This is a genomic window from Bradyrhizobium sp. 172, assembly GCF_023101065.1.
Lineage (GTDB): Bacteria > Pseudomonadota > Alphaproteobacteria > Rhizobiales > Xanthobacteraceae > Bradyrhizobium > Bradyrhizobium canariense_D.
This window is the reverse complement of sequence record NZ_CP064701.1, coordinates 6,274,138-6,296,309: the sequence shown is the minus strand read 5'-3', so window position 1 is coordinate 6,296,309 and position 22,172 is coordinate 6,274,138. Positions and strand designations below refer to the sequence as shown.

Annotated in this window: 16 protein-coding genes, 1 tRNA gene and 1 pseudogene; 12 read left to right on the top strand and 6 right to left on the bottom strand. The window is 63.9% G+C overall.

All coding sequences use genetic code 11. The features are described 5' to 3' along the window. Nucleotides 1-12: 12 nt before the first annotated feature. The gene (locus IVB07_RS30160) at nt 13-1,803 is read left to right on the top strand and encodes a hypothetical protein (protein WP_346658305.1); all 1,791 of its coding nucleotides are present in this window, start codon (nt 13-15) and stop codon (nt 1,801-1,803) included. 222 nt (nt 1,804-2,025) lie between these two features. Here the strand turns inward: IVB07_RS30160 and IVB07_RS30155 are convergent. Both IVB07_RS30155 and IVB07_RS30150 read right to left on the bottom strand, forming a co-directional pair. Next, nucleotides 2,026-2,101, bottom strand: a tRNA-Ile gene (locus tag IVB07_RS30155). 380 nt (nt 2,102-2,481) lie between these two features. Further along, nucleotides 2,482-3,456, bottom strand: a complete 975-nt coding sequence (locus IVB07_RS30150; RefSeq protein WP_247363728.1) for a tripartite tricarboxylate transporter substrate binding protein — start codon at nt 3,454-3,456, stop codon at nt 2,482-2,484. 107 nt (nt 3,457-3,563) lie between these two features. Between IVB07_RS30150 and IVB07_RS30145 the strand changes: the two genes are divergently transcribed. Continuing rightward, entirely contained in the window at nt 3,564-4,541 is a 978-nt protein-coding gene (locus tag IVB07_RS30145; RefSeq protein WP_247363727.1) for a TAXI family TRAP transporter solute-binding subunit, read from the top strand. 184 nt (nt 4,542-4,725) lie between these two features. Here the strand turns inward: IVB07_RS30145 and IVB07_RS30140 are convergent, their stop codons facing one another. Beyond that, nucleotides 4,726-5,955 carry an ABC transporter substrate-binding protein gene (locus IVB07_RS30140; RefSeq protein WP_018456163.1) on the bottom strand — a complete coding sequence of 410 codons (1,230 nt, stop codon included), beginning with the start codon at nt 5,953-5,955 and terminating at the stop codon, nt 4,726-4,728. A 99-nt stretch (nt 5,956-6,054) separates the two neighbouring features. Further along, nucleotides 6,055-6,949, bottom strand: a pseudogene (locus IVB07_RS30135) (helix-turn-helix transcriptional regulator). Between the two features lie 301 nt (nt 6,950-7,250). Between IVB07_RS30135 and IVB07_RS30130 the strand changes: the two are divergent. The 3 genes from IVB07_RS30130 to IVB07_RS30120 are packed head-to-tail and all read left to right on the top strand — an operon-like array spanning nt 7,251 to nt 11,207. Beyond that, nucleotides 7,251-8,084, top strand: a complete 834-nt coding sequence (locus IVB07_RS30130; protein WP_247363726.1) for a substrate-binding domain-containing protein — start codon at nt 7,251-7,253, stop codon at nt 8,082-8,084. Nucleotides 8,085-8,138: 54 nt separating this feature from the next. Then, nucleotides 8,139-9,245 carry a molybdopterin-binding protein gene (locus IVB07_RS30125; protein ID WP_018456160.1) on the top strand — a complete coding sequence of 369 codons (1,107 nt, stop codon included), beginning with the start codon at nt 8,139-8,141 and terminating at the stop codon, nt 9,243-9,245. Nucleotides 9,246-9,257: 12 nt separating this feature from the next. Further along, nucleotides 9,258-11,207 (top strand): molybdopterin biosynthesis protein, encoded by a 1,950-nt coding sequence (locus IVB07_RS30120; RefSeq protein ID WP_247766819.1) that lies wholly within the window; start codon nt 9,258-9,260, stop codon nt 11,205-11,207. A 7-nt stretch (nt 11,208-11,214) separates the two neighbouring features. Here IVB07_RS30120 and mobA read toward each other — a convergent pair whose 3' ends face one another. Together mobA and fdhD are read right to left on the bottom strand one after the other, a co-directional pair. Further along, nucleotides 11,215-11,850, bottom strand: coding sequence for a molybdenum cofactor guanylyltransferase MobA (gene mobA / locus IVB07_RS30115; RefSeq protein WP_039799641.1), 636 nt, complete (start codon nt 11,848-11,850; stop codon nt 11,215-11,217). After that, nucleotides 11,837-12,727 carry a formate dehydrogenase accessory sulfurtransferase FdhD gene (gene fdhD / locus IVB07_RS30110; protein ID WP_018456157.1) on the bottom strand — a complete coding sequence of 297 codons (891 nt, stop codon included), beginning with the start codon at nt 12,725-12,727 and terminating at the stop codon, nt 11,837-11,839. The genes mobA and fdhD overlap by 14 nt, the downstream gene beginning before the upstream one ends. A gap of 207 nt (nt 12,728-12,934) precedes the next feature. Between fdhD and mobB the strand changes: the two genes are divergently transcribed. From mobB to fdhF, 7 genes are all read left to right on the top strand, one after another. Beyond that, nucleotides 12,935-13,462 carry a molybdopterin-guanine dinucleotide biosynthesis protein B gene (mobB, locus tag IVB07_RS30105; protein WP_085350470.1) on the top strand — a complete coding sequence of 176 codons (528 nt, stop codon included), beginning with the start codon at nt 12,935-12,937 and terminating at the stop codon, nt 13,460-13,462. Nucleotides 13,463-13,471: 9 nt separating this feature from the next. Beyond that, on the top strand, nt 13,472-14,728 hold the full coding sequence (glp, locus tag IVB07_RS30100; protein ID WP_018456155.1) for a gephyrin-like molybdotransferase Glp: 1,257 nt from the start codon (nt 13,472-13,474) through the stop codon (nt 14,726-14,728). Between the two features lie 66 nt (nt 14,729-14,794). After that, complete coding sequence (locus IVB07_RS30095) at nt 14,795-15,058, top strand: sulfurtransferase TusA family protein (protein WP_018456154.1); 264 nt, start codon at nt 14,795-14,797, stop codon at nt 15,056-15,058. A 316-nt stretch (nt 15,059-15,374) separates the two neighbouring features. Then, nucleotides 15,375-17,030 (top strand): OFA family MFS transporter, encoded by a 1,656-nt coding sequence (locus tag IVB07_RS30090; protein ID WP_018456153.1) that lies wholly within the window; start codon nt 15,375-15,377, stop codon nt 17,028-17,030. 91 nt (nt 17,031-17,121) lie between these two features. After that, a complete protein-coding gene (locus IVB07_RS30085; RefSeq protein ID WP_026233096.1) occupies nt 17,122-17,409 on the top strand; it encodes a hypothetical protein in 288 nt (95 codons plus the stop codon). A 248-nt stretch (nt 17,410-17,657) separates the two neighbouring features. Then, on the top strand, nt 17,658-19,367 hold the full coding sequence (locus IVB07_RS30080; RefSeq protein ID WP_018456151.1) for an NADH-ubiquinone oxidoreductase-F iron-sulfur binding region domain-containing protein: 1,710 nt from the start codon (nt 17,658-17,660) through the stop codon (nt 19,365-19,367). Then, nucleotides 19,364-22,132, top strand: coding sequence for a formate dehydrogenase subunit alpha (gene fdhF / locus IVB07_RS30075; protein ID WP_247766818.1), 2,769 nt, complete (start codon nt 19,364-19,366; stop codon nt 22,130-22,132). Before IVB07_RS30080 ends, fdhF begins: the two co-directional genes overlap by 4 nt. Nucleotides 22,133-22,172: the final 40 nt, after the last annotated feature.

Here is a 22,172-nt window from a genome sequence, read left to right as displayed (position 1 = left end):
CTCCAACTCCTGTTGCTCCTCGCGTCGACGCGCGAAGGACCTTATCCGAACGCCCTCGATATCCTCGACCGGAGCAGAGTGGTTATCATCTCTGGGGCGCCCGGCGTTGGAAAGACGACTCTGGCTAACATGCTGCTTTACAAGCACCTTGAACGCGGTTGGGAGCCGGTGGTGATCCGCCGCGATCTTGCCGAAGGACAGAAACTCTTTCAGCGTGGTAAGTCACAGATTTTTTATTTTGACGATTTTATGGGCGCAACCTTCCTCGGCGATCGCACATCCGGTTTGCTTCGCAACGAAGACCGCGCCATTTCCGACTTCATCGAAATGGTTAGGGCCTCACCGAAGGCCCGCCTGGTGCTAACCACTCGCGAGCACATCTTTGGGCAAGCCGTCGCCGCGTCGGAACGACTCCGTCAAGTCGGCCTCAACGGCCACAAAGTCGTCCTGCAAATTGGAGACTACAGCTTCGCCCAGAAGGCTCAAATCCTGTACAATCACCTCTATTTCAGCGAGCTGCCTGGCGCTTACAAGGATGCTCTATTGCGATCCGACTTTTATCTCGAAGTCGTCCGGCACCCAAAGTTTAATCCGCGTTTGATCGAATGGCTGTCGAGCTTCAGCCGAATTCAGGCTATTTCGCCGGGCGAGTACCGAGATTTTGTTCGCAATTTGCTCAAGGACCCCTCTGAGGTCTGGTTGCATGCCTACGACCATCAACTTAGCGACGCTGGTCGCTCCCTGTTGCTGACACTTTACAGCCTCGGCGGCAAGGCGGAGGGCGTAGTCCTCCAGCCGACCTTCAAAAAGCTCCACGACGCACGTGCAAAGCGGTGGGGCTTCCAACGAAAGCCGGAAGACTGGGCTACCGCGATGGCCGAACTCGCTAACGCGTTCCTCCGGCCGACGGGTGGTAACGCCTTCGAAGTTCTTGATCCCTCGGTCATCGACTTGGTCAACGCAGTCATTCGCAGGGCGCCGGAAAACGCAGTCGACCTAGTCGTTGGCGCCGTAGATTTCAGCCAAATCGAACGAGTCTGGAATATAAGCAAACGTGGCGTCAAAGGGGTTAGAGCAGCCCTCGTCCAAGGCGGCGAATCCATTGCCGCTGCTATACGAAACGCTACATCGAGATCGCATCGGCTGGTCGAATTGCAGAATGGGACCTTCCTGATAGAGTGGACGGAAGAAACGCGCTTCGCCGCAATCGTCCCTCTCGCAGATGCGATGAAGACTAAGGATATGCTAGATCTCGCCAAGTCGCTTGGGGGTGATATGTCCTCAAGTTGGCGCGACCGTGAAATGTCGATCATCGATGGTGTCGAAGCTCTCCGCGCACTTGAGCGCGTCTCGTGGGCACCACTACAATCTCCAACGTTGAAGCACGAGCTAATTGAACAGCTCTTAAAGCAGGCGCAGGTTTCCTGCAGGTCAGTTGAGCTCAGTGAAATTGTCAGCGTGCTCGACCTCGAAGAACCTAGAAGCGCGGCGAACCTAGCTGTGCTACGGGCAGCGTTCGAGAACTCAAGACACGAGATCGCCTCTGATATCGACGAATGCCGCAAAGAGGACGACTTCAACGGCCTTCGAGGTGCCTATGAGCTATTCGCGTCGACCCTTGGCGTGGACGTTAGTCCGGAATTGGAGAGGCTGGAAGAAGTATACGCTGAGTACACGGATTACGAAGAGCAGCGAGCTGACCAGATGATGGACGAGTATCGTGATCGCCAGAGAGAGTCCGGCCATTCCGAGGACAGCGTCCGCGACATGTTCGGTTCGCTCCGAAGCGACAGGGCAGACTAGATTCTCACCACGCGTGGTCGGAAGCCACATCCGGCTCACATGAATAATGTTTCGTCGACGGATGCGTGAAATCGAACCGCAACGCCGCTGTTATGGGCGGCTAGTTCTAACCATAAACGCACTAGTGGAGGCAGGGTACTTGCTCCACCCGTCCAGACATACATGGCGCGGAGTCCAGCCTGGGTGGCGCAAGTCCAAACTTCCATGGCGTCCAACATTTGCTGGTGGGCCCGGCAGGACTCGAACCTGCAACCAGACCGTTATGAGCGGCCGGCTCTAACCATTGAGCTACAGGCCCCGCCGCGAGACGGCCGCGAAAGCTGCGGCCGGCAACGGTGCGCGGTTCGTTTACAGGGACGGAGGCGGGGGTGCAATGCTGGCGCCGGCGGTTGCAAACGTTGGCGCGGCAAGCCTTGGGATTTTTGAATAACCGAAATTGGCGATGATGCCCTTATAGTCCTGTTTTACCCGACGGCGCAAGCCCATCTCGCCGAGCCTTCGTCCCCGCCCTCTGGCAATCGCGCCAGGGGGCTCGGTTTTCGATTCTGTAACCCCTTGTAATGCCAAGATCTTTCTACTGTGCATGGGGTTGTTTTCGCACATTTTGTTGGAGAGGGGTCTTCCGATCCCCTCCGATGTCGCGTTGGCGCGCTGCAGGCGCGCGGCAGTTCCGCAGGCCTAGTCCACCGACACGCCGGCGAACTCCACCACCTTGCGCCACTTCTCGGTCTCGTCGGTGACGAGCTTGCCGAACTCGGCCGGCGTCATCGGCTTGGGGATGCCGCCGGTCTCGGTGAGGCGCGCGACCAGCTTCGGGTCCTTCAGCGCCTCGTTGACGGCCTTGTTGAGGATCTCGATCACGTCGGCCGGCGTGCCCTTCGGCGCGGAGATGCCGTAGAAGCCGACCGATTCGAAGCCGGGCAACGTCTCGGCGATCGCGGGCACATCGGGCACGCTCGGCCAGCGCTGCGGCGAGGTCACGCCGAGCGCGCGGACATTGCCGCCCTTGGCCTGCTCCATCGCGGAGGGGAGGTTGTCGAAGATCAGCTGCACCTTGTTGGAGATGATGTCGGGGAAGGCGATCGCAGATCCCCGATAGGGCACGTGCACCATGTCGCACTTGCTCATCACCTTGAACAGCTCCGCCGACATATGCACCGAGGTGCCGTTGCCGGACGAGGCAAAGGAGATCTTGCCGGGGTTGGCCTTGCAGTAGTCGATGAACTCCTGAACCGTCTTCGCCGGGAACGCGTTGGAGACGACCAGCATGTTGGTGAGCTGCATGATGCTCGCGACCGGCACGGTGTCGCGCAGGAAGTCGAACGGCAGCTTCTTGTAGAGCGAGGTCGAGATCGCGTTGTTGGGCGCGACGAACAGCAGCGTGTAGCCGTCCGGCGGTGAGGCGATCGCGGCAGCGGCCGCGATGTTGCCGCCCGAGCCGGTGCGGTTCTCGACGATGAATTGCTGGCCGAAGCGGTCGGTCAGCCACTGCGCCATGATCCGCGCCACGATGTCGACCGGGCCGCCGGCGGAGAAGCCGATGATCCAGTGCACGGGACGGTCGGGATAAGCGGCGGAGGCGGGAGGTGCGGCGCCCAACAGCGTTGAAAGGAAAACCAGCCCGCAAACACTGTTACGCAAAATTCGCAACATGACGTCTCCCATTGTTCTATTGTCGTTGGGCTGCATGCTTTCACAAAATCGGGGCGCTGCCTACATCGCCGCAAGTCGATGTTGACGCGCCCCCGCCGGGACCGACCATGAGATTCGCTTTTGTTTTCCTGCTCGGCGCGGCGCTGCTTTCAAGCCCCGCCGCCGCTCAAACCGGAGCCAACGCCATTCCGACCAACACACCCAGCCTGACGATCAGCTTGGGCACTGCGACGCCCGGCGGCGGCTTTCCGCTCTATGGCAACGCCTTTGCGCAAGCGATGAACGCAGCCGATCCGCAAACCATCATTGCCCCGCGCAACACCAAGGGCAGCAACGAGAACATCCCGCTGCTGGAGAAGGGCGAGCTCGATCTCGCTCTGGTCGCGGGCGAGCCGGCCTATGAAGCCTTCGCCGGCATCGGCCGTGCGAAGGTCTCGTTGAAGATTCTCACGGCGATCTATTCCAACCCCGGCATGTTCGTGGTGCGCGCGGACAGTCAGTACAAGACCATTCGCGATCTCGTCGGTCAGCCCGTCGCGTTCGGCGCCAAGGGCTCCGGCCTGCCGATCCTGGCGCGCTACGTGCTCGATGGCCTCGGCCTGAAGCAGGACGAGGACTTCAAGGCGATCTATCTCGACCGCGCCGGCGACGGCCCCGCGATGGTCGAGGATGGCCGCGTCGCAGCACTCTGGGGCGCCGGCATCGGCTGGCCCGGTTTCGCGGCGGTGGCCTCGAGCGTATCAGGCGCGCGCTTCATCGCGCCCAGTGCCGAGGAGATCGCGCGCATCCGCGCCAAGCATGCCTTCCTGAAGCCGCTCACCGTCCCGGCCGGCAGCTACCCGAACCAGTCCGAGCCGATCGCCTCGCTCGGCTCCTGGAGCTTTGTGCTGACACGCGAAGATTTGCCTGACGATGTCGCCTATCGCCTGGCGAAGACGCTTCACGGTGTCGAGCCGACCTTCTGCAAGCAGCTCGCGCAAGCCTGCGAGACTACGGCCGCGAACACCGTCGCCGCCGCGCCGAAGCCCGAGCTGATCCATCCCGGCGTGATCAAGTACTTTCGCGAGATCGGGGTGGTGAAGTAGCGCGCTTCCTTCCTTCTCCCCCTGTGGGAGAAGGTGGCGCGAAGCGCCGGATGAGGGGTATCTCTCCGCGAACTCAACAGCGAGTTGGACTCGCGGAGACGACCCCTCACCCGGCTTCGCTTCGCGAATCCACCCTCTCCCGCAAGGGGAGAGGGTGCACCGTCAGCGCGGCGTCGCTACACCCTCACTTCTTCACCATCGCGCACGCCGGGTCCGGCGGACCGAACGCCTTGTCGCCCGAGATCGTGGTGAGGATCTTGTAATAGTCCCACGGATATTTGCTTTCCTCCGGCGTCTTCACCTGCACCAGCCACAGATCGTGCACCATCAGATTGTCTTCGCGTAAGCGGCCATTGCGGGCGAAGAAATCCTCGATCGGCTTTTCCCGCATCTTGGCGGCCACCTTGAGCGGATCGTCGGTGCCGGTGTCCTTGATGGCGTTGAGATAGTGCATCACGCTCGAATAGACGCCGGCCTGCCACATCGACGGCATCTTGTTCATCTTGGCGAAGTAGCGCTTCGACCATTCGCGGGTCTTGTCGTCCAAGTCCCAATAGAACGACGTCGTCAGCAACAGCCCTTGGGCTGCCTGCAGGCCGAGGCCGTGGATGTCGGTGATCAGCGCCAGCAGCGCCGCCATCTGCTGGCCGCCCTTGAACACGCCGAATTCGGAGCCGGTCTTGATCTCGTTCATGTTGTTCGGCGGACCCGCCGCGATGCCGATGATCTTGGCCTTGGAGGCCTGCGCCTGCAGCACGAAGGAGGAGAGGTCGGGCGTCGCCAGCGGCGGCTTCACCGAGCCCAGCACCTTGCCGCCATTGGCGGTCACGACCGCCGAGGCGTCGCGCTCCAGCGAATGGCCGAAGGCATAATCGTCGGTGATGAAGAACCAGCTGTCGCCGCCGCGCTTGACCACCGCGTCCGCGGTGCCGACCGCGAGCGCGCGGGTGTCGAACACCCACTGGATCGCATAAGGCGAGCAGAACTTGCCGTGGAAATCCGCGGTGCCGGTCGAGTGGGTGATGAACAGCCGCTTCTTCTCGTTGGCCATGTTCTGCACCGCGAGCCCGACCGCGGAGACCGGCACGTCGACGATCAGATCGACCTGGTCGACGTCGTACCAGCGCCGCGCGATGGCGCCGCCGATATCGGCCTTGAGCTGGTGGTCGCCGACGACGATGCTGATCGGCTTGCCGAGCACGGTGCCGCCGAAATCGTCGATCGCCATCTGCGCCGCCGTCACCGAACCCTGGCCGGTCGGCGCCGAGGCCGGACCGTTCATGTCGGTGAGCACGCCGATCTTGACGACGTCGTCGGACACCTGCGCCATTGCGGCGCCCGGCAGCAGCGTCGCCGCCAGGAACGTCGCTGCAAAGCCGGCAGCGACCGGCAGTCCAAATCTCGTTGGCTTCATATTTGTCCTCCCCTGATCCGGCGCGTTGGCCGGTGTACCCCCGGGTATGGCCCGGCTGAATTGGTTTCTTTTGCAACTATTTGGGGGCGGGCGTCAACGTCAGGCGGCGAAGCGGATTTGTCCGGCCGGGGAGGGATCGTAGCCGGTCAGCTCCTCGGCGCGCTGGACCAACCGCTTTTCGCCGAGGAAGCCGGATCAGGCCCTGCATGGCGGGGCGGAAATAGCTGCGCTGCCGCATCGCGAGGTCGAAGTTCTCCCAGACCAGCGGCACGAAATCGAGGCCGGCCGAGCGCGCGGACGCACGCGTCGCGATGCCGCAATCGGCCTGTCCCGCGCGAACGATCTCGGCGAGATCCGGCCCGGTCAGGGCCGGCATCTCGATCCGGCGCAAATCGCGCGTCGAGGCGCCGGCGCGCTTCAGCAGCACATCGAGCAGCATCTGCGCGCCCGTGCCCTGCTGTCGCATCGCCATCCTGGCCCCGAGCGCGAGCACGTCGGAAAGGCCGCGCAGCCGCTTGGGATTGCCCGGCGGCAGCACGAGACCCTGCTCGCGGCGCGCGAACGCGACCAGCAATGCATCATGCAGGTCCGGAGCGTCTCGCAGGACCGTCGCATTGGCCTCGGCCGCAAGATTGCCGTCGGCGTCGACGCTGTGGAAGTGCATTGCCACGGCCATCACCTCGTCGCGCTGTAAGCGCTCGAGCCCGCGTGCGCTGCCCTCGCTCATCGAGCCCAGGCCCGAGACGGATTCGCGCAGACTCCAATCTAGAAGCTCGTCCTGGCTGCCGCCGACGACCGGCGGCGGCTCCGCGATCAGCATGCCGGCCGGGCGCGCCAGTCCGGACAGCACCCAGAGGTCGAGTTCGTGCCGCGGGAAGAGCCATTTTCCGGTCACCTTGGTGCAGGGGATCGCACCGGTGGTGACGAGTTCGTAAAGCTTGCGTTCGCCGAGCCGAAGATAGTCGGCGGCTTCGCTGGTCGTCAGGAATTCCATCCTGCATTCCTATGCAAATTCTTGCTTCTTTTTGACGTTCGACGCAGGTGGAATTCTGCATTTCAAGTTTTGTCCGCCACGACCATGCCCGATCATCTCGCTGCTTTGCAACACATCCCCACGCGCGATCTCTGCCTTGGTGAACGATCCTGAATCGCTCGCGTGGTGCGGATCTTGCGGTCTTCGCGCGCGGCGCATTGCCGGAATTTCCCGACGCTGCGGGCACAATGTGCAAACGCGTCACGAGTGCGGCGCAATCCATCAGCATCATGATCGCGTCATAGCCAGTGGGAACCCGATCATGGCCGTCCGCCGCCTCTCCGTTGCACTCGCGCTTCTCTGCGGCCTCGTCGCCGGCGTTGCAGCGTCATCCGCGGAGGACCGCGCGATCGTGCTCGCCACGACCACAGCGACGCAGGAGTCCGGCCTGCTCGACTATCTGCTGCCGATGTTCCGTGAGAAGACCGGCATCGAGGTGACGGTGATCGCGCGGCGCGCCGACGAGGTGCTCGAGGGGGCACGAAGGGGCGAAGTCGACGTCGTGCTGATGCATGCACGGCCGCAGGAGGAGAAATTCGTTGCCGACGATTTTGCGGTGAAGCGCTTTGACGTGATGTACAACGACTATGTGCTGATCGGGCCGAAGAGCGATCCCGCCGGCGTGAAGGGCAAGGACATCGCGACCGCGCTGAAGGCGATCGAGGCCAAGGGCGCGCCGTTCGTGACGCGCGGCGACCGCTCGGGCACGCATGCCGCGGAGCTCGCGCTCTGGATCGTCGCCGGCATCGACATCGCCCGTACCAAGGGCGCATGGTATCGCGAAGCCAAGCAGGACATGGCCTCAGCCCTTGATGCAGCGCGCACGGCGAACGCCTATGTGCTGTCCGACCGGGGCAGCTGGATCGCTTTTCGGGATCGCGGCGATCTCGACATCGTCGTCGAAGGCGACAAGCGGCTGCTCAATCAGTACGGCGTGATGCTGGTGAACCCCGCGAAGTTTCCGAACGTCAAGAAGGAATTGGGGCAAGACTTCGTCGACTGGCTGATCTCGCCGGACGGGCAGGCGGCGATCGCCGGATACAAGGTCGACGGACAACAACTGTTCTTCCCCAATGCGGACAAATCGGGCGGCTGACGTTCGTGTCGCCAGCGGTTGCCAAACCGGGCGATGCATGGTCCATCATGGCGCATGACCCAGCGCCTGCCGCCATCGCTGACGCCACTCGACACCGCGCTCGCCGCGTTGCTGAAGGGGCTTGATCCGCTCACGCCGGTGGAGTTGCCGCTGAGCGAAGCGGCCGGCTGCATCGCCGCGGGCAATCCGCTGCTCGCGCCTCGACCATCCTGTGACGTCGCTGCCGCGGACGGCTGGGCGTTATGCGCCAATGATCTGGTCGGCGCGTCCTCCTATTCACCGCTGCCGCTGCCGACAGCGCCCGCCTGGGTCGATGCCGGCGACGCGATGCCAGCGGGATGCGACTGTGTGCTCGATGCCGATTCAGTCGAGGTGTCTGGTCCGCTCGCCCAGGTGTTGGCGGAGGGCGTGCCGGGGCAGGGCGTCAGGCGCGCAGGAAGCGACATCGACGGACGAACGCCTGCCGCCGCAGAGGGGTATCCGGTCGGTCCTGCCGCTCTTTTGCTCGCGCGCGCCGCCGGGCTGGACCGGCTGAGCGTGCGCCGTCCGCGGCTGCGCATTGTCAATGTATCAGGTGCAACGCTGACCATGCATTTGATCGCGGACATTGCTCGCGCCGCTGGACTGGATGTGCAGACGAGCGAGGCCGGCGCGCGAGACGCGGGATCGATCGCGGAGACGTTGGGGACGCCTACCTGCGATCTCCTGCTGACGATCGGCGGCAGCGGCGTCGGTCGCAAGGATGCCGCGGTCACGGCGCTGGCCCAGGGTGGTGACGTGATTGCCCATGGTCTTGCGCTCCAGCCCGGACGCACCGCCGCGATCGGGCGGCTGGGAACCATTCCTGTCGTCGGCTTGCCCGGATCGCCGGACCATGCGCTCGCGGTCTGGCTCGCGCTCGTGCTGCCGCTCGTCGACCTTCTGTCGGCGCGGCAGCCGCGCCGACAGATAGTCTTGCCGCTCGCGCGAAAGATTGCATCCAGCGTCGGCATCGCCGAAATGGTCCTGCTGGCCGAGGAACATCATGCGTGGGTGCCGCTTGCGGTAGGAGAATGGCCGCTCCAGGCAATGGCCCGTGCCGATGCATGGCTGCTTGTTCCCGCCGGCCACGAGGGATTTGCAGCGGGCGCGCCGGTCGATGCCTATCTGATGCGGGAATGATATGGGTTTAGCATGACCATGATCCCGCAATCGCAAGTCCGCAGCGCACTCGAACAGGAACAGTTCCTGAAAATCGTTTCCCGCGAGGAGGCCCTGGCACGCTTCGAGGCTGCGCTGTTCCCTCGCGCGATCCCAAGCGAAAGACGCAAGCTCGCAGCAGCGCTCGGCGCGTCGCTTGCTGAAGACATCACTGCGCCAATCGACGTGCCACCGTTCGACCGTTCCAACGTCGACGGCTTCGCGGTGCGCTCAGCGGACCTTGCGACAGCCGGCGAAGGTGCGCAAGTTCGCCTCGGGCTGAATGGCGAGACTATTCACTGCGGCACCGTACCCGCGCTGCAAGTGGCGGCGGGAACGGCAACGCCGATTGCCACCGGCGGTCCGCTGCCGCGCGGTGCCGATGCCGTGGTCATGGTCGAGCATACCCAGCCGGCGGGATCGGCCACCATCGACGTCCGTCGCGCCGCCTCGCCCGGGCAATTCATATCCTACGCAGGATCCGATATCGCGCGCGGCGAGGCGCTGCTGCGCGCCGGCACGATCGTGGGCTCGCGCGAGGTGGGCATGCTGGCGGCTTGCGGTCTTGCCGAGGTGAGCGTCGTGCGCAAACCTCGTGTGGCCGTGATCTCCACCGGCGACGAACTGGTTCAGCCCGGCGAGGTGCTCGCGCCTGCTGCGATTTACGATACCAACGGCGCGATCGTCACTGCTGCGATCGACGAGAACGGCGGAGAGGCGGTTTTCCTCGGCGCCATTCCCGACGACGAAGCTCAGCTCGAAGCCGCCATGCGGCGTGCGCTGGCGGACGCCGACATGCTAGTGCTCTCCGGCGGCACGTCGAAAGGCGCGGGCGATCTGTCTCATCGCATCATCGGCCGGCTCGGCCAGCCCGGCATCATTGCGCATGGCATTGCGCTCAAGCCCGGCAAGCCGCTGTGTCTTGCGGTGTGCGACGGCAAGCCGGTGGTGATCCTGCCGGGTTTTCCGACCTCGGCGATGTTCACCTTTCACGACATGATCGTACCGATGCTGCGCAAAATGGCCGGACTGCCGCCGCGCTCCGATGCCAAGGTGAGCGCGACCGTGCCGGTGCGCATTGCTTCCGAGCTCGGCCGCACCGAATTCGTCATGGTCTCGCTGGTCGAAGGCAAGGACGGCTTGATCGCTTATCCCTCCGGCAAGGGGTCCGGTGCGATCACGTCGTTCGCGCAGGCCGACGGTTTTCTGCGCATCGACGCACTCGCCGACCAGATGCCGGCCGGGACCGAAGCCGAGGTGACGCTGTTCACGCCGCATGTGCGGGTGCCCGATCTCGTCATCGTCGGCAGTCATTGCGCCGGCCTCGATCTCGTCACGGCGCAACTCGCGCATGCCGGGCTGACCGTGCGCTCGATCGCGGTCGGCAGTCTCGGTGGACTTGCGGCGGCGCGGCGCGGCGAATGCGATCTGGCGCCGATCCATCTGTTCGACGACAAGAGCGAGACCTACAATGCGCCTTACCTCGTCGAAGGTCTCGAACTCGTGCCGGGCTGGCGACGGATGCAGGGCATCGTGTTCCGCAAGGGCGACAAGCGTTTCGAAGGCCACAGCGCGAAGGACGCCGTCGTCGCGGCGCTCGCTGATCCCTCCTGCATCATGGTCAACCGCAACCAGGGCGCCGGCACGCGCATCCTGATCGACCGGTTGCTCGGTGGTGCGCGCCCGGAAGGCTACTGGAACCAGCCACGCTCGCACAACGCGGTGGCCGCGGCGGTCGCGCAGCATCGCGCCGACTGGGGCATGACCATTGCGCCGGTCGCCAAGGCGGTCGGCCTCGGTTTCATTCCGCTCGCGGAGGAGCATTATGACTTCGCGTTGGTGACGGCGCGGAAGCAGCGTCCGGCGGTGCGGGCCTTTCTCGATGCGCTCGGCTCGGACGAAGCGCGTGCCGCGCTGGAGCGGGCCGGATTCCGGCCGGCGTAGAGCTTGGTTAGGACGCCGCATCCAGTGCGGCGAGCCGCTCGGCTTCCGCGATATCCTCGACCGTATTGGCATTGAAGAACGGATCGAGCGGTTCGCTCGGCCACGTCACGGTCGCGAGCGGATAACGCGCGGTCCAGCGGTCGATCTTGCGGAGATCCTCGACCACCAGCGCGTGACGCAGTTCGTCTCGCAAGCCAACGCGCCACAAGCCTATCACCGGATGCGACTGGCCGCCCGACGCCGCAACGGCGAGCTCGGCATTCGCCGCGATGCGTTCGTCATGCAAGCGCGCGACCAGATGGCGCGGCAGGAATGGACAGTCGCCGGCGGCACTGAGCACCCATTCCACCTCAGGCCGGTTCGCCGCGGTCCAGTCGAGCGCGGCAAGGATGCCGGCGAGTGGACCGGGAAAGCCGGGCACGTCGTCGGCGACGACCTGCAAACCGAACGCGGCGAAGCGGGCGGGATCGCCGTTGGCATTGAGGATCAGCCCGCTGCATTGGGGTGATAGGCGCGCGATCACGCGTTCCAGAATGGTGCGGCCGCCAATAGTGCGCATCGGCTTGTCGCCGCCGCCCATGCGCCGCGCGAGGCCGCCGGCGAGCAGCACGCCTTGCGTGGTCGGACAGCTAATCGTCACCACCTTCACCCTTGCGCTTGTGCTTGGCCGATTCCTCCTCGACATAAGCGAGGTTCTGGTCGTAGACGATGCGCTCTTCCCCCGACAACGCGATGAAGCGTTTGCCGCGCGCGCGGCCGACCAGCGTCAAGCCCACCTGCCGGGCGAGATCGACGCCCCAGGCGGTGAAGCCGGAGCGCGACACCAGGATCGGAATTCCCATGCGGACCGTCTTGATCACCATCTCAGAGGTGAGCCGTCCCGTGGTATAGAGGATCTTGTCGGATGCATCGACGCCGTGGCGGTACATCCAGCCCGCGATCTTGTCGACGGCGTTGTGACGGCCGACATCCTCGGTGTAGCAGAGCGGCTCCCCCTCCCTGCACAGCACGCAGCCGTGGATCGCACCGGCCTCCAGATAGAGCGAGGGCATGGTGTTGATGGTCTGCGTCATCTGGTACAGCCAGGAGGTCCGCAGCTCCGCCTTCGGCAACGCCACGCTCTCGACCGCCTCCAGCAGATCGCCGAAGGCGGTGCCCTGCGCGCAGCCCGATGTCTGCGTGCGCTTCTTCAGCTTGGCTTCGAAATTGGTGTGATGCTCGGTGCGCACCACCACCACCTGGAGGTCGTCGTCGTATTCGACCTCGGTGACCGCGTCATTATACTTCAGCATGTTCTGGTTGAGCAAATAGCCCAGCGCCAGATATTCCGGATAGTCGCCGATCGTCATCATGGTGACGATCTCCTGCGAATTCAGGTAGAGCGTCAGCGGGCGCTCCACCGGCACCTTGATCTCGATTCTGGCGCCGGACTGGTCGGTCCCGGTCACGCTCTCGGTGAGGCGCGGGTCGTCGGTATCAGGGACGATCAGGGGCACTGGGGCTTTGTCGATCTTCATCATGGCCGCGACGTTAGCATGACATTCGGGTCAAGCCGATATAAGCATGCTAGCGAAAGAACGAAATGCCGCCTTTTCGTCATTGCGAGCGAAGCGAAGCAATCCGGGCTGCCGCTGTGGATCCATTCCTAGATGCTTCGCTGCGCTCGCAATGACGGAGGAGAGAGTGGTTCCATCAGGGACCTGGTCGCTCGCGGAGACGGAGCTGGAATGAAAGTCATCGGCCTTGCGGGCTGGAGCGGTGCGGGCAAGACCACGCTGTTGACGCGGCTGATCCCGCATTTCAATGCGCTTGGCTTGCGCGTCTCGGTCATCAAGCATGCGCATCACCAGTTCGACGTCGACGTTCCCGGCAAGGACTCCTGGCGCCATCGTGAGGCCGGCGCGGCCGAGGTGCTGGTTGCTTCGTCAAATCGCTGGGCGCTGATGCACGAATTGCGCGGGGCGGCGGAGCCGCGACTGCCGGAACTGTTGAGCAAATTGTCAGCCGTCGACCTCGTCGTGGTCGAGGGTTTCAAGCGCGAGCCGCATCGCAAGATCGAGGTGCATCGCGCGGCCAACGACAAGCCGTTGCTGTTTCCCGATGATCCCGGAATTTACGGGATCGCGGCCGATGTCGCCATTGAAACGCGACTGCCGACCGTCCATCTCGACGATATCGCCGCTGCCGCGGAATTGCTGCTGCGCGCGGCGATGCCGGTCGAGGAAGCGGTCGCGAAAAGCGCTGCGATGCGCTGACGAGGCACCATGGCGCAATTGTCGGACGATTGTTTTGCCTTCGGCGGACCGATGATGTCGGTCGACGAGGCGGTTGGCCTGATCACGACGCGCGTCAACGCGATTGTCGATCTCGAAACCGTGAGGCTCATCGATGCTGATGGGCGGGTGCTGGCCCGCGATATCGCGGCGCCGCTGCCGTTGCCCCCCTTCACCAATTCCGCTGTTGACGGCTACGTCGTGCGCAACGCCGATCTTCCGGACAGCGCCGAGCGGGCACTCCCGCTCGACGGCCGCATCCAGGCCGGCGGTCTGGCACTAGCGCCGATCAAGGCCGGCCACACCGCGCGCATCTTCACCGGCGCGCCGATGCCGCCGGATGCCGAAACCGTCTTCATGCAGGAAGACGTCCGCGTCGATGACGCCGGCCGAATTGTGCTGCCGCCGGGGCTGAAGCCGGGCGCGAATGTCCGCCCTGCGGGAGAGGACATCCCCCAGGGCCACATCGCGCTGCGCGCAGGCCAGCGCTTGCTGCCGCAACATGTCGCGCTCGCGGCGGCGTTCGGCCTGGTCGGGCTCGACGTCGTCAGGCGCATCCGTGTCGCGGTGTTCTCGACCGGTGACGAATTGACTTCGCCCGGCGAGCCGCGCGCGGCCTCGCAGCTGTTCGACTCCAACCGCTTCATGCTGATGGCGATGCTGCGCCGGCTCGGCTGCGAGGTCAGCGATCTCGGCATTTTGCGCGACGAACGTACCTCGCTTGCGAATGGCCTCAAGCAAGTCGCAGGCACGCACGATCTGATCCTCACCACCGGCGGCGTCTCGACCGGAGAGGAGGACCACGTCAAGGCCGCGGTCGAAAGCATCGGCTCGCTGGTGTTGTGGCGGATGGCGATCAAGCCGGGACGGCCCGTGGCGATGGGCATCATCGAGGGCACGCCGCTGATCGGATTGCCGGGCAATCCCGTCGCGAGTTTCGTCACCTTCGTGCATGTGGTGCGGCCGACGGTGCTCGCGCTTGCGGGGAGCCTGCCGGCGCCGCTGTTGCCGATCCCGGTGCGCGCGGCATTCACCTACAAGAAGAAGGCGGGCCGACGCGAATATGTTCGCGCCTCCTTGCGGCGCACGCAGGACGGCGCATTCGAGGCAATCAAGTTTCCACGCGAGGGGGCTGGGCTGTTGTCCTCTCTGATCGACACCGACGGCCTCATCGAGCTCGATGAGGAGGTCACGCGTGTCGAGCCGGGGCAGAGCGTGGGTTTCCTGTCCTATGCCGATTTGCTCTGAGTCTGAACGTGATGCTGGTGCTGGCTCGGCGTTGACGCCATCGGTCGCTCCCGCCATGTTGCGCCGATGACCAGAACGACGCTCGATCTCACCGGACTGAAATGCCCGCTGCCCGCCCTGAAGACGCGCAAAGCGCTGAAGCCGTTGCATCCGGGGGATCAGCTCGAAGTGTACTGCACCGATCCGCTGTCGGTGATTGACATTCCGAACCTGATCCGGGAGACCGGCGACACGGTGGAGATCACCGAGCGCAACGACGCGCGCATCGTGTTCTTGATTGAGAAGGCCGATCGATCGATAGAAAATATCAATGGTGCGCCGCCCACTTAGCTCGCGGTCACTCGGTTGATACCTACCTTTTGTCTATCGACATCGATCATCACTTCTGCCCCAATTGACGTCCTCCGCCGAGACGCGGAGGTCGAGTCGTGCCTGCGATATGCGGAGCAAATGGGCCGTCGAAAGAAGCCCGGCCGTGGCGTCGGGCATAGTCCCCACGGTTAGGGGTTTAACGTCTCGGATGCGCGTGACGATCCTGGCGCGCGTCGATCATTGTGGAGCAGCAGGGACAAAGGCTGCGCTGCAGGCTGAGGAACAGGACCGTCGTGGCAGGCCGTTCAGAAGGGCGGCTTTAGGGGAGGAATGCATGTCTACCATCGAGAGCGCTGGAACACTTTCGGGTGCCGGCGCAGGTTTTCTGGATCGCGAGCGGACCATCGCGACCGCCGGGTTCAATCGCTGGCTGGTGCCGCCGGCTGCGCTGTGCATCCATCTCTGTATCGGCATGGCCTACGGCTTCTCGGTGTTCTGGTTGCCGCTGTCGCGCGCGATCGGAGTTACCGCGCCGAAGGCGTGCGCGGACATGTCACTGTTTCAGGAGCTGTTCACGACCAGCTGCGACTGGAAGGTCGCCAGCATGGGGTGGATGTACACGCTCTTTTTCGTGCTGCTCGGTATCGCGGCTGCGGTCTGGGGCGGCTGGCTGGAGCGCGTAGGCCCGCGCAAGGCCGGCTTCGTCTCGGCCTTGTGCTGGTGCGGCGGCCTCTTCCTCGGTGCGATCGGGGTATACACCCATCAGCTCTGGCTGTTGTGGCTGGGTTCGGGCGTGATCGGCGGCATCGGTCTCGGTCTTGGCTATATCTCGCCGGTCTCGACGCTCGTGAAGTGGTTCCCGGACCGTCGCGGCATGGCGACCGGCATGGCCATCATGGGTTTCGGCGGCGGCGCCATGATCGGCGCGCCGCTGGCTAACCTCTTGATGAACTACTTCAAGACCCCGACCTCGGTCGGCGTCTGGGAGACCTTCGTCACGATGGGCGTCATCTACTTCGTGTTCATGATGATCGGCGCGTTCCGCTATCGCTTGCCGCCGCCCGGCTGGCAGCCCGAGGGCTGGACCGCGCCGTCGAAGGCCAACGCGATGATCTCGAAGGCCAACGTCCATCTCAACGACGCGCACAAGACGCCGCAATTCTGGCTGATCTGGTGGGTGCTGTGCCTGAACGTGTCGGCCGGCATCGGTGTGATCGGCATGGCATCGCCGATGCTACAGGAGATCTTCGCCGGCAAGCTGATCGGCCTGCCGGAGGTGGGCTTCAACGCGCTCGATGCGGGACAGAAGGCGCAGATCGCCGCGATCGCCGCGGGCTTCGCCGGATTGCTGTCGCTGTTCAACATCGGCGGCCGCTTCTTCTGGGCATCGCTGTCGGACAAGATCGGGCGCAAGAACACCTACTATACGTTCTTCATCCTCGGCATCGTGCTCTACGCGCTGGCGCCGACCTTTGCCGCGATGGGTTCGAAGCTCCTGTTCGTGCTTGGCTTCGGCATCATCCTGTCGATGTATGGCGGCGGCTTCGCCACCGTGCCGGCCTACCTCGCCGACATGTTCGGAACCCAGTTCGTCGGCGCCATCCATGGCCGGCTGCTGACGGCGTGGTCCACCGCAGGCATCATCGGTCCCGTCGTCGTCAACTACATCCGCGAGTTCCAGCTCGCGGCAGGCGTGCCGCGCGATCAGCTCTACAACACGACTATGTACATCCTCTGTGCGATGCTGATTGCGGGCTTGATCTGCAACTATCTGATCAAGCCGGTCGATTCGAAGTGGCACATGAAGGACGCCGATGTCGCCAAGTTGCAGGCTGCAAGCGCCAGCGCCGCCGCCGCGGGGCCGCACGGCTCCTACGGCATCGGATTTGGCGGGCTTGACGCCAAGGCGGCGCTGTTCTGGGCGTTCGTCGGCGTCCCCCTGCTTTGGGGTGTTTGGAAGACATTGGAGAGCGCGGTCAAGATCTTCTGACCGTCGTCGAGACAGAAGCGGGATGCTCATCAGGCGTCCCGCTTCGTTGGCCTTTCGGACATCATCAGAAATGGGACTTAGGGGGATTGAAATGATTCGCACCCGAATTTGCCTTCGAATTTGCCTCGCGGCCGTGTTGCTCGTCGCTGGCCTTCATGCCGCATCCGCGCAGACGGCGACGCCGCCGGCGGCGCCTGCTGCAGCGACGCAAGCCAAACCTGGCAAGATGAAGCTCACCATGCAGAAGCTGAAAGACATGAAGGCGAAATGGGCAACCAACAAGCCGAAGCTGAAAGCCTGCCGCGCCGACGTGAAGTCCAAGGGCCTCGCCGGCGACGATCGCTGGTTCTACATTGAAGAGTGCATGAGCAAGACTTGAGATCGGGTTCCATCCGACGCTTGCGCAAAAGGGCACGGCGGGCGACCGCCTGCCTCCTAAATCATTCTAGAGACGCTCTAAATTCTCTTGCATCTGGCATACCAGAGATTAGAGTTGCGTCGAATTTGGCTTGATCGGCGGGACGCAGGAACCGGTGGTTCCGTTTGATCGAGTCGGGAAATGAAGACTGATCGCCTTGGCGGTCCGGTCCAAACTCATCACGCATTTGAAGAGAACGCGACGTCTCCATGAGCAGCAACGACGACGTTCACAAGGTTCGCGAGTTCGAACATCCCGGCCAGGGACGGAAGCGCGCCAAATCCACACCCAAGGGACGGCAGGTCGATCCCACCGCCTCTCATGAGATCGCGCAGTTGCTCGGCGACCGACCGCGGCGTCGCGACCTGTTGATCGAATATCTGCACCTGATCCAGGATCAGTACCGCCAGATCTCGGCCGCGCATCTCGCCGCGCTCGCCGACGAGATGAAGCTCGCGTTCGCCGAAGTGTTCGAGACCGCGACCTTCTATGCGCATTTCGACGTGGTAAAGGAAGGCGAGCCCGATATCGCGCCGCTGACGATCCGCGTCTGCGATTCGCTGACCTGCGCGATGCTCGGCGGAGAGAAGCTGCTCGCGGATTTGCAAGACGCGTCAGGTCCCGGTATCCGCGTGGTGCGTGCGCCCTGCGTCGGCCGCTGCGATACGGCGCCTGCCGCGGAAGTCGGACACAACTTTGTTGACCATGCGACGGTGGCCAATGTCATGGCGGCGGCGAAGGCTGGCGATACCCACGCGCATCTGCCCAACTATATCGGCTATGAAGCCTATGTCGCCGGCGGCGGCTACAAGCTGCTCAATCGCCTGTGCTCGGGCGAACTACCGACGGACGACCTGCTGAAGGCGCTCGACGACGCCTCGTTGCGCGGTCTCGGCGGCGCCGGCTTCCCGACGGGACGTAAATGGCGCGCGGTGCTTGGTGAACCCGGCCCGCGCCTGATGGCGATCAACGGCGACGAGGGCGAGCCCGGCACGTTCAAGGATCGCGTCTATCTCGAGAGCGATCCGCACCGTTTCCTCGAGGGCATGCTGATCGGTGCGCATGTGGTGCAGGCCTCGGATATCTACATCTACCTGCGCGACGAATATCCGGCCTCGCGCGAAATCCTCGAACGTGAGATCGCGAAGCTGCCGCCGGGCGGTCCGACGCTGCACATGCGCCGCGGCGCTGGCGCCTATATCTGCGGCGAGGAATCCTCGCTGCTGGAAAGCATCGAGGGCAAGCGCGGCTTACCCAGGCACAAGCCGCCTTATCCATTCCAAGTCGGTCTGTTCGGCCTGCCGACGTTGATCAACAATATCGAGACCTTGTGGTGGGTGCGCGACATCATCGAGAAGGGCGCCGACTGGTGGAAGGGCCACGGCCGGCATGAGCGGCACGGCCTGCGCAGCTTCTCGGTTTCGGGCCGCGTCAAGAATCCCGGCATGAAGCTCGCGCCTGCTGGCATCACCGTGCGCGAGTTGATCGACGAATATTGCGGCGGCATGGCCGATGGCCATCAGTTCTACGCGTACCTCCCGGGTGGTGCGTCCGGCGGCATCCTGCCGGCGGCGATGGACGACATCCCGCTCGATTTCGGCACGCTTGAAAAATACGGCTGCTTCATCGGCTCTGCCGCGATCGTGATCCTGTCGCAAAAGGACAGCGTGCGCGCGGCCGCATTGAACCTGATGAAGTTCTTCGAGGACGAGAGCTGCGGCCAGTGCACGCCGTGTCGCGTCGGAACCCAGAAGGCCGCGCTGCTGATGCAGCAACCGGTCTGGAACCGCGCTCTCCTGGACGAATTGAGCCAGGCGATGCGCGATGCCTCGATCTGCGGGCTCGGACAGGCGGCATCGAATCCGCTTGCCACCGTGATTAAATATTTCCCTGACGAGTTCAAGGAAGCGGCCGAATGACCAAGATTACGTTCGAACTCGACGGCAAGCAGGTCGAGGCCAATGCAGGCGAGACGATCTGGCAAGTCGCAAAACGCCAGGGTCGCGAGATTCCGCATCTGTGCTACTCGCCCGCGCCGGATTATCGCCCCGACGGCAATTGCCGCGCCTGCATGGTCGAGATCGAGGGCGAGCGCGTGCTCGCGGCGTCCTGCAAGCGCACGCCATCGGTCGGCATGAAGGTGAAGACCGAGAGCGCGCGCGCGGTTTCCGCGCAAAAAATGGTCATGGAGCTGCTGGTCGCCGACCAGCCGGCGCGCGAGACCTCGCACGATCCGGACTCCAAATTCTGGCACTGGGCCGAAACCACTGGGGTTACCGAGAGTCGCTTCCCCGCCGCCGAGCGTTGGGCGACCGACGCCAGCCATCCGGCCATGCGCGTCAATCTTGACGCCTGCATCCAGTGCGGACTGTGCGTGCGCGCCTGCCGCGAGGTCCAGGTCAACGACGTCATCGGCATGGCCTATCGCAGCCACGGCTCGAAAATCGTGTTCGATTTCGACGATCCCATGGGCGAGTCCACTTGCGTCGCCTGCGGCGAATGTGTGCAGGCCTGTCCGACCGGGGCCCTGATGCCGGCCGTAATGCTGGACGAGAAGCAGACCCGTGTCGTCTATGCCGACAAGAAGGTGGACTCGCTCTGCCCGTTCTGCGGCGTCGGCTGCCAGGTGACTTATGAGGTCAAGGACGAGAAGGTGATCTATGCCGAGGGCCGTGACGGCCCCGCCAATCACAACCGCCTTTGCGTCAAGGGCCGCTTCGGCTTCGACTACATCCATCATCCGCATCGCCTGACCAAGCCGCTGGTGCGGCTGCCCAACGCGAAGAAGGATTCCAACGACCAGGTTGATCCGGCCAATCCGTTCACGCATTTCCGCGAAGCGAGCTGGGAAGAAGCGCTCGACATGGCGGCCAAAGGCCTGGTCAAGATCCGCGACGAGAAGGGCGTGAAGGCGCTGGCCGGCTTCGGTTCGGCGAAGGGCTCCAACGAGGAGGCCTATCTGTTCCAGAAGCTGGTGCGCACCGGCTTCGGCTCGAACAACGTCGACCATTGCACCCGTCTGTGCCACGCCTCGTCGGTCGCGGCGCTGTTCGAAGGTCTGAGCTCGGGCGCCGTATCGGCGCCGTTCTCGGCTGCGATGGACGCCGAGGTCATCATCGTGATCGGCGCCAATCCGACCGTGAATCATCCAGTCGCCGCGACCTTCATCAAGAACGCGGTCAAGCAGTACGGCGCAAAGCTGTTCGTCATGGACCCGCGCCGGCAGACGCTGTCGCGCCATGCGACCAAGCATCTGCAGTTCAAGCCGGGCTCCGACGTCGCCATGCTGAACGCGATGATCCACACGATCATCACCGAAGGGCTGACCGACGATCAGTACATCGCCGGCTACACCGAGGGGTTCGAGGAGCTCAAGGAGAAGATCAAGGAGTTCACACCGGAGAAGATGGAGCCGATCTGCGGTGTCCCGGCGCAGACCCTGCGCGAGGTCGCGCGAACCTATGCGCGGGCAAAATCGTCGATCATCTTCTGGGGCATGGGCATCAGCCAGCATGTCCACGGCACCGACAATGCGCGTTGCCTGATTGCGCTGGCGCTGATCACCGGCCAGGTCGGGCGTCCCGGCACCGGCCTGCATCCGCTGCGCGGCCAGAACAACGTGCAGGGCGCTTCCGATGCCGGTCTGATCCCGATGTTCCTGCCGGATTATCAGCCGGTCGGCCGCGACGACATGCGCGGCTTCTTCGAGAAGCTGTGGGGCCAGGATCTCGATCCCGTGCGCGGTCTGACCGTGGTCGAGATCATGAACGCGATCCATGCCGGCGAGATCAAGGGCATGTATATCGAGGGCGAAAACCCAGCGATGTCCGACCCCGATCTCCAGCATGCGCGCCAGGCGCTTGCCATGCTCGACCATCTCGTGGTGCAGGATCTCTTCGTCACGGAGACCGCGTTCCACGCCGACGTCATCCTGCCGGCCTCGGCGTTTGCCGAAAAGGAAGGCTCCTTCACCAACACCGATCGCCGCGTGCAGCTCGCACGCCAGGTGATCAAGCCGCCGGGCGATGCGCGGCAGGATCTCTGGATCATCCAGGAGATCGGCAAGCGCATGGGGCTGCCGTGGAATTATGCCGGTCCCGGCGAGGTCTTCACCGAGATGGCGGAGTTGATGCCGTCGCTGAAGAACATCACCTGGGAGCGGCTGGTGCGCGAAGGCGCGGTGACCTATCCCGTCGACGGTCCCGACGTGCCCGGCAACGAGATCATCTTCACCACGGGCTTCCCGACCGCCAGCGGCCGCGGCAAGATCGTTCCGGCTCACGTCATCCCGCCGGACGAGATCCCCGACACCGAATATCCGATGGTGCTCTCGACCGGCCGCGTGCTCGAGCATTGGCACACCGGCTCGATGACCCGCCGCGCGCAGGTGCTCGACCAGATCGAGCCCGAGGCGGTCGCGTTCATGTCGCCAAAGGACATGCACAGGAAGAAGCTCGCGCCCGGCGATTTCATCCGGCTCGAGACCCGCCGCGGCGCGGTCGAGGTCAAGGTCCGCTCCGACCGCGACGTTCCCGAGAACATGGTGTTCATGCCGTTCTGCTACGCGGAGGCGGCGGCCAATCTCCTGACCAATCCGGCGCTCGATCCGTTCGGCAAGATCCCGGAGTTCAAGTTCTGCGCGGCCAGGGCCGAACGTGCCGAGATGCGCGACGCGGCGGAGTAGGGCAGCGCGCTCGCCGGTTATTTGGCGACACAATGCCTGC

Bases quoted from the DNA above. Each gene is read 5' to 3' on its own strand.
- fdhF (WP_247766818.1), top strand. From the start codon at position 19,364: ATGACCAAGATTACGTTCGAACTCGACGGCAAGCAGGTCGAGGCCAAT.
- IVB07_RS30090 (WP_018456153.1), top strand. From the start codon at position 15,375: ATGTCTACCATCGAGAGCGCTGGAACACTTTCGGGTGCCGGCGCAGGT.
- IVB07_RS30140 (WP_018456163.1), bottom strand. From the start codon at position 5,955: ATGAAGCCAACGAGATTTGGACTGCCGGTCGCTGCCGGCTTTGCAGCG.
- IVB07_RS30130 (WP_247363726.1), top strand. From the start codon at position 7,251: ATGGCCGTCCGCCGCCTCTCCGTTGCACTCGCGCTTCTCTGCGGCCTC.
- glp (WP_018456155.1), top strand. From the start codon at position 13,472: ATGGCGCAATTGTCGGACGATTGTTTTGCCTTCGGCGGACCGATGATG.
- IVB07_RS30120 (WP_247766819.1), top strand. From the start codon at position 9,258: ATGACCATGATCCCGCAATCGCAAGTCCGCAGCGCACTCGAACAGGAA.
- IVB07_RS30080 (WP_018456151.1), top strand. From the start codon at position 17,658: ATGAGCAGCAACGACGACGTTCACAAGGTTCGCGAGTTCGAACATCCC.
- IVB07_RS30125 (WP_018456160.1), top strand. From the start codon at position 8,139: ATGACCCAGCGCCTGCCGCCATCGCTGACGCCACTCGACACCGCGCTC.
- mobB (WP_085350470.1), top strand. From the start codon at position 12,935: ATGAAAGTCATCGGCCTTGCGGGCTGGAGCGGTGCGGGCAAGACCACG.
- IVB07_RS30095 (WP_018456154.1), top strand. From the start codon at position 14,795: ATGACCAGAACGACGCTCGATCTCACCGGACTGAAATGCCCGCTGCCC.
- IVB07_RS30085 (WP_026233096.1), top strand. From the start codon at position 17,122: ATGATTCGCACCCGAATTTGCCTTCGAATTTGCCTCGCGGCCGTGTTG.
- IVB07_RS30150 (WP_247363728.1), bottom strand. From the start codon at position 3,456: ATGTTGCGAATTTTGCGTAACAGTGTTTGCGGGCTGGTTTTCCTTTCA.
- fdhD (WP_018456157.1), bottom strand. From the start codon at position 12,727: ATGATGAAGATCGACAAAGCCCCAGTGCCCCTGATCGTCCCTGATACC.
- IVB07_RS30145 (WP_247363727.1), top strand. From the start codon at position 3,564: ATGAGATTCGCTTTTGTTTTCCTGCTCGGCGCGGCGCTGCTTTCAAGC.